The sequence below is a fragment of the Gelidibacter sp. genome (assembly GCF_053579655.1).
Genome location: NZ_JBMDWE010000005.1, coordinates 1 through 13,069, shown reverse-complemented (window position 1 = coordinate 13,069; position 13,069 = coordinate 1). Strand labels below are relative to the sequence as shown.

General features: G+C 39.2%; 10 protein-coding genes. All 10 read right to left on the bottom strand.

All coding sequences use genetic code 11. The annotated features are described in order from the left end of the window. Window positions 1-43: 43 nt before the first annotated feature. Window positions 44-1,021, bottom strand: coding sequence for an N-acetyl-gamma-glutamyl-phosphate reductase (gene argC, locus ACOH2D_RS04005; protein WP_449534428.1), 978 nt, complete (start codon window positions 1,019-1,021; stop codon window positions 44-46). Continuing rightward, window positions 1,018-2,208: an argininosuccinate synthase gene (locus tag ACOH2D_RS04000; RefSeq protein WP_449534427.1), complete on the bottom strand. Its 1,191-nt coding sequence runs from the start codon at window positions 2,206-2,208 to the stop codon at window positions 1,018-1,020. Before ACOH2D_RS04000 ends, argC begins: the two co-directional genes overlap by 4 nt. Further along, window positions 2,205-2,825, bottom strand: coding sequence for a GNAT family N-acetyltransferase (locus ACOH2D_RS03995; RefSeq protein ID WP_348035179.1), 621 nt, complete (start codon window positions 2,823-2,825; stop codon window positions 2,205-2,207). Before ACOH2D_RS03995 ends, ACOH2D_RS04000 begins: the two co-directional genes overlap by 4 nt. A 347-nt stretch (window positions 2,826-3,172) precedes the next feature. After that, window positions 3,173-4,753, bottom strand: a complete 1,581-nt coding sequence (locus ACOH2D_RS03990) for an NADP-dependent glyceraldehyde-3-phosphate dehydrogenase (protein WP_348035180.1) — start codon at window positions 4,751-4,753, stop codon at window positions 3,173-3,175. Between the two features lie 10 nt (window positions 4,754-4,763). Then, window positions 4,764-6,029 carry a threonine ammonia-lyase IlvA gene (ilvA, locus tag ACOH2D_RS03985; protein WP_449534426.1) on the bottom strand — a complete coding sequence of 422 codons (1,266 nt, stop codon included), beginning with the start codon at window positions 6,027-6,029 and terminating at the stop codon, window positions 4,764-4,766. 76 nt (window positions 6,030-6,105) lie between these two features. Continuing rightward, window positions 6,106-7,608 carry a ketol-acid reductoisomerase gene (ilvC, locus tag ACOH2D_RS03980; RefSeq protein ID WP_348035182.1) on the bottom strand — a complete coding sequence of 501 codons (1,503 nt, stop codon included), beginning with the start codon at window positions 7,606-7,608 and terminating at the stop codon, window positions 6,106-6,108. A 12-nt stretch (window positions 7,609-7,620) separates the two neighbouring features. Beyond that, window positions 7,621-8,148 (bottom strand): acetolactate synthase small subunit, encoded by a 528-nt coding sequence (ilvN, locus tag ACOH2D_RS03975; RefSeq protein WP_348035183.1) that lies wholly within the window; start codon window positions 8,146-8,148, stop codon window positions 7,621-7,623. A gap of 297 nt (window positions 8,149-8,445) precedes the next feature. Further along, a complete protein-coding gene (gene ilvB, locus ACOH2D_RS03970) occupies window positions 8,446-10,182 on the bottom strand; it encodes a biosynthetic-type acetolactate synthase large subunit (RefSeq protein WP_449534425.1) in 1,737 nt (578 codons plus the stop codon). A gap of 11 nt (window positions 10,183-10,193) precedes the next feature. Further along, the gene (ilvD, locus tag ACOH2D_RS03965) at window positions 10,194-11,879 is read right to left on the bottom strand and encodes a dihydroxy-acid dehydratase (RefSeq protein WP_348035185.1); all 1,686 of its coding nucleotides are present in this window, start codon (window positions 11,877-11,879) and stop codon (window positions 10,194-10,196) included. After that, window positions 11,876-12,775: a branched-chain amino acid transaminase gene (locus ACOH2D_RS03960; RefSeq protein WP_449534424.1), complete on the bottom strand. Its 900-nt coding sequence runs from the start codon at window positions 12,773-12,775 to the stop codon at window positions 11,876-11,878. Before ACOH2D_RS03960 ends, ilvD begins: the two co-directional genes overlap by 4 nt. Between the last annotated feature and the right edge of the window lie 294 nt (window positions 12,776-13,069).

Below are 13,069 nucleotides of genomic sequence, written 5' to 3'. Positions count from 1 at the left end.
GCGGTTCAACTTATATTAAATCAATTTCCTGATCTAGTTTTTACTAGAAATAAGTTGCTTTTAATTTCAACCCCTCAGTTTCTTCAAATCCAAACATCAAATTCATGTTTTGAATGGCCTGTCCTGAAGCACCTTTTAATAAGTTGTCAACAATACTTGTGATTAACAATTTGTTGTTATGTTTTTGCAGATGAAGCATGCATTTATTGGTGTTGACCACTTGTTTTAAATGGATGTCTTCCTCAGAAACAACCGTAAATGCAGCGTCTTTATAATAGGTTTTATAAAGTGTTTTCGCGTCTTCAAGGCTTCCGTCAAAATCCGTATAAGCCGTGGCGAAAATACCTCTTGAAAAATTCCCTCGGTTAGGAATAAGAATCACTTCAGATGTGGCGTCCTTTTGTAAAATATGAATGCTTTCATTAATTTCTCCTAAATGCTGATGATTAAAAGCTTTATAATGCGAAAAATTATTGTCGCGCCATGAAAAATGCGTCGTATCTGACAAGGATGTTCCTGCACCAGTTGAACCAGTAACGGCGTTGACATGAACATCACTTTTTAAAAGATGATTTGCGGCCAAGGGCAAAAGTGCCAATTGAATGCCTGTAGCAAAACAGCCTGGATTAGCGATATAATTCGCTTTTTTAATGGCGTCCTTATTCAATTCGGGCAAGCCGTAAACAAAATGCATCCCTTCAAAATCGCGATCCTTTTCCAATCTGAAATCATTGCTTAAATCGATGATTTTCGTTTTGGAAGAAAATTTATGCGTTTCCAAAAATGCTTTGGAATTGCCATGACCCAAACACAAAAACAAAACATCGACTTCTGGATTGATGGTACTGGAAAATTCTAAATCGGTATCGCCCACCAAATCTTGATGCACTTTAGAAATTTTATTTCCTGCGTTAGAAGTGCTATAAATAAAATTAAGCTGTGCTTTTGGATGATTCAACAGCAGACGAATTAATTCGCCAGCCGTGTATCCTGCTCCTCCAATAATACCTACGTCGATCATGATTCTGAATTTACTTGATGATAAATTTTATTCTGATTGCCGATTATTTTTATAAATCCTTTGGCTTCATCTGCCGTCCAACCTTTGTTCATTTCGCCATACGTACCAAACTTCGCATTCATTAAATCGTGCGGAGAGTTAATGCCATCTAAAGTGAAATGGTAAGGTTTTAAGCTCACAATCACATCACCTGAGACATTTTCTTGGCTACTTTCTAAAAAGGCTTCTATGTTGCGCATTACCGGATCTAAATATTGTCCTTCGTGCAAATGCATCCCATAAAAACTAGAGAGGTATTCCTTGTGCTGTAATTGCCATTTGGTCAAGGTGTGCTTTTCTAATAAGTGATGCGCTTTGACCGTAATAAGTGCCGCGGCTGCTTCAAAACCAACACGACCTTTAATCCCTACAATCGTATCGCCAACATGAATGTCACGACCGATAGCGTAAGCTGAAGCTATTGTATTTAAGGCTTCAATATTTTTTTCTGGCGCATTAGACTGGCCATTAAGTGCTACCAACTGTCCTTTTTTAAAGGTAAGCGTTACTTTTTCTTCGCCTTGCTTTTCCAATTGCGACGGGTAGGCGTGTTCTGGCAATGGTTTTTCTGAAGTTAAAGTTTCTTCGCCACCAACACTGGTTCCCCAGAGGCCTTTGTTGACCGAGTATTTAGCTTTCTCCCAAGACATGTCCACATCATTACTTTTGAGGTAATCAATCTCTTCCTGTCTAGATAATTTCAAATCTCGAATAGGCGTAATGATTTCGATATGTGGTGCCAAAGTTTGAAAAATCATATCAAAACGCACTTGGTCGTTACCAGCGCCTGTACTGCCATGGGCAATATATTCGGCGTTGATGCTTTTGGCGTATTCAACGATTTCAATGGCCTGAATGATCCGTTCTGCACTTACCGATAAAGGATAGGTGTTGTTTTTTAACACATTTCCATAAATCAAATTCTTGATGACTTTCTCATAATAAGAAGCAACGGCATCAATATTTTTATAGGTTGAAACCCCCATTTTGTAGGCGTTTGTTTCTATTTTTTGGATTTCTTCAGAAGTAAATCCGCCAGTATTCACACTTACGGCGTGTACTTCATATCCGAGATCCTTACTTAAATGTACGGCACAATAGGAGGTGTCCAAGCCGCCACTATAGGCTAAAACTAATTTTTTACTCATGATTTATTTTCTTTTTTTAGAAACAAGGTCTGTTTGATTTGTTTTAATCTTTGGAAAACCTTGGCTTTTACTTCTTGTGGTTCGTCACTATTCTTGGATTTTGGGTCGTACAACATGCCTGTGCATAAGCACATTTTTTGTTCGGTACGTTGAAGGATGTCATAGTTTTTACAAGACTGACAGCCATTCCAGAAACTTTGGTCATTGGTCAATTCTGAAAAGGTAACGGGTTTATAGCCCAGTTCGCTGTTCATTTTCATAACGGCCAATCCGGTGGTGATACTAAATATTTTGGAGTCTGGAAACTTCTCTCTCGAATGTTGAAAAACACGTTGCTTTATTTTCTTGGCTAAACCTTGTTCTCTGAAATCTGGATGAACAATCAGTCCAGAATTGGCAACAAACTTACCATGACCCCAAGCTTCGATATAACAAAAGCCAGCAAAGGTGCTGCCGTCTAAAGCAATAACCGCGTTGCCAAGTTCCATTTTGGAGATGACGTATTCTGGCGTCCGTCTAGCAATACCGGTACCTCTTACTTTCGCCGATTCTGCAATCGTGTCGCAAATGATTTGAGCGTAAACGGCATGAGATTTATTAGCAATAACAATTTCCATTGTCTTGATGTTTAAATTAAAAAAAAATTAAAAATGAAATTGTCGGAAAAAAGAACCGGACTCACCTAGGTTCCAAAATTATAGCGCACCCTTAAGGGCGACGGAATAATATATGACATGTCCTTATGCGGTTGCTATTTAAAACAACTGGATTTGAAGAGTAAATTATGTGTAGTGAATTGATCAAGGTAAAAAAATAAATATACGTTAGTGGCTTCTTTAAGGTTAGAATGCACAGCGTCTGCGCAATACCATTGCGGGACTTGATGGACGTATTTTATTTTTCATTAGAATCATGGTTCAAAAGTAACATTTTATTTAATATCTCAAATTTTTTTTAACTTTTTTTAAAGGATATAATCCGTACTCACGAAATTGGAGGCTTTGCTATCTAATAAATTCTTTAAAATGGCATTGTTATAAGCATTGTCTTTTGAAGCGACAAATGTTCTTATGGAAAAGGAGCGGAGTGCATCATGAACACTCAAAGTGCCTACAGCAGAGTCTTTTCTGCCAGTAAATGGATACACATCTGGGCCACGTTGGCAAGAACTGTTGAGGTTAACGCGACATACCAAATTGACCAAGGTATCGATCAATGGCGCTAATGTTTTAATATCACTGCCAAACAAACTTACTTGTTGTCCGTAATTTGATTCGGCCATATCATCCAAAGGTTGCTCGATATCCTTAAATGGAACGACAGGGATCACAGGACCAAATTGTTCCTCTTGAAACACGCGCATGTCTTTATTCACGGGATATAAAACGGCAGGGAAAATATAGTTTTCAGAAGTTTCTCCTCCTTTTTTATTTAATATTTTGGCACCTTTTTCAATGGCATCATCAATCAATTCCTGTATGTATTGTGGTTTATCTGGTTCAGGTAAAGGCGTTAATTTCACGCCAGCTTCCCAAGGATTTCCAAATTTTAATTCATCTACTCTTTCAGAAAAACGCTTGTTGAACTCGTCCACAATGGCTTCATGTACATAGATGATTTTTAAGGCTGTACAACGTTGTCCGTTGAATGATGTCGCTCCTGCAATGCATTCATCGATCGCTAAATCCAAATCGGCATCTTTAAGCACAATGGCTGGGTTTTTTGCTTCCAAACCTAAAACGAGGCGAAGTCTGTTGCTTTTTGGATGTTGGTTTTGAAGCGCGTTGGCTGATTTACTGTTGCCGATAAGGGCCAAAACATCAATTTTCCCTGATTCCATGATCGGGGTGGCAACAGTTCTTCCGCGACCATATAGAATATTGACAACGCCCTTAGGAAAACTGCTTTGAAAAGCTTCCAATAAAGGAGAAATCAACAAAACTCCAAATTTTGCTGGTTTGAAGATGACGGTATTTCCCATCATCAATGCAGGAATCAATAGGGCGAACGTTTCGTTTAATGGATAGTTATAAGGTCCTAAGCAGAGTACGACGCCAAGTGGGCCTCTTTTGATATGCGCATAGACGCCGTCATGTTTTTCAAATTTGGCGTTGTCTCTATCGAGTTGTTTGTATTCTTCGATTGTATCGTAAATATAATCGACCGTTCTGTCAAATTCTTTTTCTGAATCAGGAAGGGTTTTCCCAATTTCCCACATGAGCAATTTGACGATTTCCGCACGCTTGGTTTTCATTTGGGTTGTGAAATTTTCCATGCAATCAATGCGGTCCTTCACTTTCATGGTAGGCCACAATCCTTGACCTTTGTCATAGGCATTTACAGCAGCATCCAACGCGTCCAAGGCTTCTTTTTCGCCTAAGGTTGGAATAGTGCCCAATAAAGTGGGCTGATACACTTCAGTTGAAGAAATGGTAGAATGAACTTCTGAGCTTTCTCCAGACCAGGATTTTAATTCGCCATCTACTAAATAGCTGTTTTGATGGATTAATGATTTAATTCGAAACTGTTCTGGTATTGTGCTCATAGCTTTCGTTTTATACTAAAAATTGAAATAGTTCGGGTTTGTCGTTAAGGTAATCGCCGTAAAAATTATGGAGCTTCATTTTGGTAATCAGCGGTTGTAAATCATCGGCTGATTTCAATTCCAATCCCACGACGGCCGCACCGTTATCACGGTTTGTTTTTTTGGTGTATTCAAAGTGTGTGATATCATCTGTAGGTCCTAAAATATCGACCACAAACTCACGAAGTGCCCCAGCACGCTGTGGAAACTTGATGATAAAATAATGTTTGAGGTTCGCATATAAAAGTGCGCGTTCCTTGATTTCGGCAGTTCGCGTGATGTCATTATTGCTACCGCTAATAATACAGACCACGTTTTTGCCCTTGATTTCATCGGCATATTGATCTAAAGCAGCAATGCTCAAAGCACCTGCCGGCTCTACAACAATCGCATCTTTATTGTACAAATCGAGGATGGTTTCACAAACTTTGCCTTCATCGACGGTAATGACTTCAATTGCATTTTGCTGACAAATCTCAAAGTTTAAATCGCCCACACGTTTTACCGCAGCGCCGTCCACAAAACATTCGATGTTTTTTAATTCGGTGTTGCGTTTGTTTTTGAGGGAGGTTAACATGGAAGGAGCACCTTTCGGTTCCACACCAATAATTTTTGTATTGGGAGACAATTGTTTAAAGACTGAAGATAGCCCGGCCGATAGTCCGCCGCCGCCAATCGGCACAAATACATAATGAATAGGATGCTGTGCCTGATCAATAATTTCCAAGCCCACGGTGGCTTGCCCTTCAATGACTTTTTCGTCGTTGAAAGGATGAATAAACGTTTTGTTTAAACGCTCACATTCTTGCTTTGCAGCTTCACTGGCATCGTCAAAAGTATCGCCTACCAAAATGACTTCAGTATAGTCTTCGCCAAACATTTTGACCTGCTCAATTTTTTGTTGAGGTGTCGGCGAGGGCATAAAAATAGTGCCTTTAATTTTTAATAATTTGCAAGATAATGCGACGCCTTGCGCATGGTTTCCGGCGCTTGCACACACGACTCCATTTTCAACTTGCGATGGGCTCAGCGATGACATTTTGTTGTAGGCGCCTCGTATTTTGTAAGAGCGCACTTGCTGTAAATCCTCACGTTTAAAAACGATATTCGCTCCAAATTTTTTCGAATAACGCTGGTTGGCGATGAGTGGTGTTACTGTGGCAACATCTTGTAGTTTTCGGGCGGCTGCTTCTACAGCGGCAATACTTGGGTAATATATTTTGGTTTCAACGTTCATCACACTTCTTTAGAGGCAGGACGCAGAAGTCCTGCCTTTTATTTTATTCACATCCTAAGGATGCTACAATGGTTTGTTACGCTAATACTGAATCTTCTACTTCAGCATCTGTTTTTATAACTTTCATAGCAGTCATCGCTGCTCTTAAACGTTTTCCAACAGTTTCAATAGGGTGGCTTCGGATGGCCTCATTAACCGCAATCAATTCCTGATTATCGACGGCATTAGAGGTTGAAAAAGAAGTTCCGATGGTTTTTGGATCTACGTTTTTCATGAAATCTACCAATAAAGGTTTGCAGGCATGGTCAAATAAATAGCAGCCATATTCAGCAGTGTCAGAAATCACACGGTTCATTTCAAATAATTTTTTTCTTGCGATGGTATTGGCAATCAATGGTAATTCGTGCAAGGATTCGTAGTATGCTGAATCTTCAATAATACCAGCGCTTACCATCGTATCGAACGCTAATTCGACGCCCGATTTTACAAAAGCTACCAATAAGACGCTATGATCAAAATAGGTTTGTTCTGAAATATGATCGGTTGTTAATTCTGTTTTTTCAAAAGCGGTTTCGCCAGTTGCGGCACGCCATTTTAAAAGATTAACGTCGTCATTGGCCCAATCTTCCATCATCGTTTGTGAGAAATGTCCAGAGATGATGTCATCCATGTGCTTTTCAAACAACGGTTTCATGATAGTCTTTAATTCTTCAGCCATTTCAAAAGCCTTGATTTTTGCTGGATTTGACAAGCGATCCATCATGTTGGTAATCCCACCATGTTTTAACGCTTCAGTAATGGTTTCCCAACCTAATTGAATCAATTTTGCAGCGTAATTAGGATTCACACCTACTTCAATCATTTTGTCGAAAGCTAAGATGGATCCGGTTTGAAGCACCCCACAAAGAATGGTTTGTTCGCCCATTAAATCACTTTTTACTTCAGCAATAAAAGACGATTCCAAAACACCGGCTTTATGGCCTCCAGTTGCTACAGCATATGCTTTAGCTTGTTCCCAACCTTTGTTTTCAGGATCATTTTCTGGATGTACGGCGATTAAGGTTGGTACACCAAATCCGCGTTTGTATTCTTCACGAACTTCTGTTCCCGGACATTTAGGTGCCACCATGATCACAGTAATATCCTCGCGGATTTTAGTGCCTTCTTCGACGATATTAAAACCATGAGAATAGCTTAATGTTGCTCCTTTTTTCATCAAAGGCATGACCGCTTTTACAACGTCCGTATGTTGTTTGTCTGGCGTTAAATTCAAGACTAAATCGGCAGTTGGAAGCAATTCCTCATAAGTACCTACTGTAAAACCATTAGACGCAGCGTTTTTATACGAAGCGCGTTTTTCTTGAATAGCGGCATCACGTAAGGCATAAGAAATATCCAAACCAGAATCGCGCATGTTCAAACCTTGGTTCAAACCTTGGGCGCCACAGCCGATAATAACTATTTTCTTTCCTTTTAATGCGTTGATGCCATCTTCAAATTCTGAAGCATCCATAAAACGACATTTTCCTAATTGCTCTAATTGGATTCTTAACGGTAATGTGTTGAAATAATTTGACATTTTTATTTGATTTTAATGTTGAAATGCTTCTAGCATTTTTGATATTTTCATTTCGTCTTTAGTCACTGCAATACGTCCTGAGCGCGTAAACTGCATGATGCCAAAGACACTTAATTCACGATGTAATAATTCTAATTCTTCTTTGCGACCTGATTTTTCAATGACGAAAAACTCTCGGTTAACGGTCACAATGCGCGCGTTGCTTTCTTTGATGATATTTTGAATTTGGCGTTCGTCAAAAAGCAAATTCGATCTGAGCTTGAACATGCAGGATTCTTGATAAATCGTCTCTTCTTCAGTATGGTAATAGGCTTTAATGACATCGATCTGTTTTTCTATCTGACCGATAATTTTTTTCATACGTTCTTCGGTTAGTTCCAGGACGATGGTCCATTTGGATACATTTTCAATTTCAGAAGCCGAAATATTAATACTTTCAAGATTGAGATGACGACGTTGAAAAATGGCCGAAATACGGTTTAATAAACCAATATTGTTTTCGGTGTAAATGGATACGGTATATAATTTAGTTTCACTCATTGTTCTAAAAAGATTTTAGATAATAGAATATAGAAAATAGACTTTTATGGATTCATTTTTAAATGGTCTCAAAAATCATCTTTGATCTTTTCTATTTATTCTATTTTCTTTGTTCTGTTGTAATCAGATTTTTGCTTTAAGAGAAAAGATAATAGAACATAGAAAATAGACTTGATTCAGCTTTATATTTAAATTGTTTCAACATCATCTATTTTCTTTTCTCTTTATTCTATTTTCTTTTTCTCTATGTTATAATTATTGTCTTCAAGCTCCGTGCTTCCAACTTCAAGCGCTCTTTTATTCCAAACGCACATCTGAAACACTCGCGCCACTTGGGATCATAGGGAAGACATTGCCTTCTTTTTCTACGCAAACTTCTAAAAAATAAGGGCCTTCACAATTCATCATTTCAGCAACGGCATTTTTTAAATCTTCTCTTTTGGTGACTTTTTGAGCATCGATATAATAGCCTTTGGCAATGGCCACAAAATCCGGATTGGTCATTTCTGTGGAGGCGTAGCGTTTGTCAAAAAAGAGTTGTTGCCACTGGCGCACCATTCCTAAGAACTCATTGTTCAAAACCACAATTTTTACTGGGACTCTTTGTTGAAAAATAGTTCCCAATTCTTGAATGGTCATTTGGTAACCTCCATCACCAATAATAGCGACGACGTCACGCCCGGGAGCCGACATTTTTGCGCCAATGGCCGCCGGAAGTGCGAATCCCATGGTTCCCAATCCTCCAGAAGTGATATTACTTCTGGTGGTGGTAAATTCGGCGTAACGACAGGCGATCATTTGGTGTTGTCCAACGTCAGAAACGATAGCGGCATTTCCTTTGGTTTGGAGATTGATTTCCTTAAGGACTTCGCCCATGGTCAAACCTTCCTTGGTTGGATATAAGTCGTCTTTAATAACTTTTTCAAACTCGATGGCGTACAAATCTTTAAATTTCTGATGCCATTCGGTATGTGAATTCGCTTTTAAAAGTGGTAATAGTTGGGTTAAGCTTTCTTTCGCATCTCCTAAAACAGAAACGTCCGTTTTCACATTTTTATCAATCTCAGCAGGATCAATATCAAAGTGAATAATTTGAGCTTGTTTTGCATAACTGTCTAAATTACCAGTAACACGATCGTCAAAGCGCATGCCGATGGCAATTAAAACGTCACATTCATTAGTCAAAACGTTAGGGGCATAGTTACCGTGCATGCCGACCATTCCAATATTTAACGGATGTGCTGTCGGGATTGCTGATGCACCTAGAATCGTCCATGCTGCAGGAATACCTGTCTTTTCGATAACGGATTTTAATTCTTCTTCTGCTTCTGCTAGGATAACACCTTGTCCCCAAACAATCATCGGTTTTTTAGCGGAATTAATCAAAAGTGCCGCCGCTTTCACATCGTCGATATCAGTGGCTGGAACTGGATTATAACTTCTGACGCGAGTGCATTTTTCATAAGAAAAATCAAATTCTTCAAATTGAGCGTCCTTTGTAATATCAATCAAAACAGGCCCTGGACGTCCACTTCTGGCAATATAAAATGCTTTGGCGATGATCTCAGGTATTTGAGAAGCTTTGGTAATTTGATGGTTCCATTTGGTGACTGGCGTTGAAATGCCAATAATATCAGTTTCCTGAAACGCATCACTACCTAATAAATGTGAGGCGACTTGACCTGTAATGCACACCATTGGTGTGGAATCTATTTGAGCATCTGCAATGCCCGTAATCAAATTTGTAGCTCCTGGTCCAGAGGTGGCTATGGCAACACCAACTTTTCCTGAAATACGCGCATAGCCTTGTGCGGCGTGGGTGGCACCTTGTTCATGACGGGTTAGCACGTGATGAATTTGATCTCTAAACTTATAGAGTTCATCATACACTGGCATGATCGCACCGCCTGGGTAACCGTATAAAATGTCAACACCTTCAGCAATAAGACATCTGATGATGGCTTCACTACCTGAAATACGAATGGTAGTCGCTGTTGTTTTTTGTTCTTTATTCAATGTTTGTGTTTCTTGCATAATCGTACTTGTTAGAATTCATCAGTAACACATCCTTGAGATGCTGATGAAACTGTTTTTGCATATTTATAGAGCACACCACGCTTAAACTTTAAGGCAGGTGCAACCCATTTGGCTCTTCTTTGTGCTAATTCTTCATCGGAAATTTCGATGTCTATGGTATTGTTAACGGCATCTATGAAGATGATATCGCCATTTTCAACTAACGCAATATTACCGCCATCTTGAGCTTCGGGAGATACGTGACCTACTACAAATCCGTGTGATCCACCGGAGAAACGTCCGTCCGTAATCATGGCAACATCTTTCCCCAAACCTGCACCCATAATAGAAGAGGTTGGTTTTAACATTTCTGGCATACCTGGAGCGCCTTTTGGACCTTCATAGCGGATGATGACCACATCGCCCTTTTTGACTTTTCCTGTTTTGATACCTTCATTGACGGCAATTTCGCTGTCAAATACATTGGCGGTTCCTCTAAAAGACAAGCCTTCTTTTCCTGTGATTTTTGCCACGGCACCTTCCGTCGCCAAATTTCCAAATAGAATACGGATGTGTCCTGTTCCTTTTATTGGATTTTCAAGTGTTGCTATAATGTCTTGACCTTCTTTTAAACTTGGAACATCTTTTAAGTTTTCGGCTAAGGTATTTCCAGTAACGGTTAAGCAATCGCCGTGCAACATGCCTTTATCTAACATGTATTTTAAGACACCAGGAATTCCGCCGATATTGTGCAAATCTTCCATCGAATATTGTCCGCTTGGTTTTAGATTGGCTAATAATGGGGTGTTGTCGCTGATCTTTTTGAAATCTTCTAAGGTGAATTCTACCTGAGCCGCTTTTGCGATGGCTAAAAAATGAAGTACTGCGTTGGTCGAACCGCCAAGAACGGTAACCAATTTGAAGGCATTTTCAATTGATTTTTTAGTGACAATATCTGAAGGTTTGATATCTCTTTCTAACAATAAACGCAAGGCTTCACCTGCTTTAACCGATTCTTTTTCTTTCAGATTTCCATCGCTAAGCGCAGGATTTGAAGAGTTAAAAGGTAATGACATTCCTAAAGCTTCAATGGCCGAAGCCATAGTATTGGCCGTGTACATGCCGCCACAAGCTCCTGCTCCTGGACAGGCTTTATGCACTACAGCTTGGAATTCTTCTTCATCAATGGTTCCTGCAACTTTTTGTCCGTAGGCTTCAAATGCTGATATAATATCCAATTTTTTACCATTATGGCATCCTGAAGCAATGGTGCCACCATAAACCAACACTGAAGGTCGATTTAAACGCAACATGGCCATCAAAGCACCTGGCATGTTTTTATCACAGCCAACCACGGTAATCAAACCATCATAAGCCATGGCTTCCACAACAGTTTCCATGGAATCGGCAATGATATCTCTGGAAGGCAATGAGAAACGCATTCCCGGCGTACCGTTTGAAATCCCATCGCTAACGCCAATGGTGTTGAAAATTAAGCCCACCAATCCAGCATTTTCTGTTCCTTTTTTAGCATGTACCGCTAAATCATTCAAGTGCATATTACAAGGATTGCCCTCATATCCTGTACTGGCGATCCCTATAAAAGGTTTTTTCAAATCCTCATCCGTTAAACCAATGGCGTGCAACATCGCTTGTGCCGCTGGAAGTGTAGGATCTTGTGTAACTGTTTTACTATATTTATTTAATTCACTCATAATGCTTCTGATAATTTGTTTGTGCGTTGTCCTAAAACTTCTTTTTGGTACAACTTCATTAATTTATGACCTAAAGAATCGGTCCATTGTAAAGGAAATTCATAATCGTCCAATGATTTTAGGCCAACAACTTCTGCTGCTGTTCCCGTAAAAAATGCACTGTCGGCTTGTTTCAATTCGTCCAGTTTGAAATGCTTTTCTTCAACTGGAACGCCTTCTTGCTCGCAAATTTCTAAAATGGTAGAACGTGTAATTCCAGCCATGATACTGCCTTTTTTAGGCGTGAAAAGTTTGCCGTCTTTCTGCATGAAGATATTTGCTCCCGAACATTCGGCAACATTCCCATACATATCGAGCAATAAAGCTTCATCAAAACCTGCGTCTTTCGCTTCATTGGTGGATAAGATGGAGTTGATATAATGTCCTGTAACCTTCGCTTCCACAAAGCAGGATTTTGGGTTTGGACGTTCAAACGATGAGGTTTTGACACGGAGTAAAGTGTCGCCCATTAATTTTGGCCAGGCCCAGCACTGAATAGTCAAGATTGATTCCTTTGAAGTATATAATCCCATATTGTCACCTGTAGTAATCAATGGTCGGATATAAGCATCTTCCAATTGGTTTTTTCTTAAAAGATCGTAGGTAATTGCAATAAGCTCTTCAACGGTGTATTTGAAAGGAATGCCCATCACTTTAGCACCATATTTTAGACGCTCATAGTGTTCTTCGGCTTTAAAAATTTTTGTGCCATCAGCGGTTTTATAAGTTCTGATACCTTCAAATACGCCATTGCCATAGTGTAAAGTTTGGCTGTATAAACTGGTCTTTGCAGTTTCAGGTTTTAAAAATTCACCGTTGTGGTAAATTATGGTTTGGTTATTGGAATACGCGTTCATAGTCATTTAAAGTTCTAAAATTAGTATTTGTCTTTTTCTCTTGGTTCTTAATTTACAGTTTAAGACTAAACTCAGTGTATGTGTTTGATATTTAAATATCTGAAATACATTTGGTTAGCTTGATTTATTTATGATGTTCAAATCATTAAACTTTATAATAAAAAAAGCCTGTATCTCAATTGATACAGGCTTTTATGGAAATAGCATGCTGTATCAACTAACTGGAGCTAATAATAATGATGCTAATAATGACAGTAATCTGTTTCATATCTAAAAAAAAAAGCCTTCCTCGGT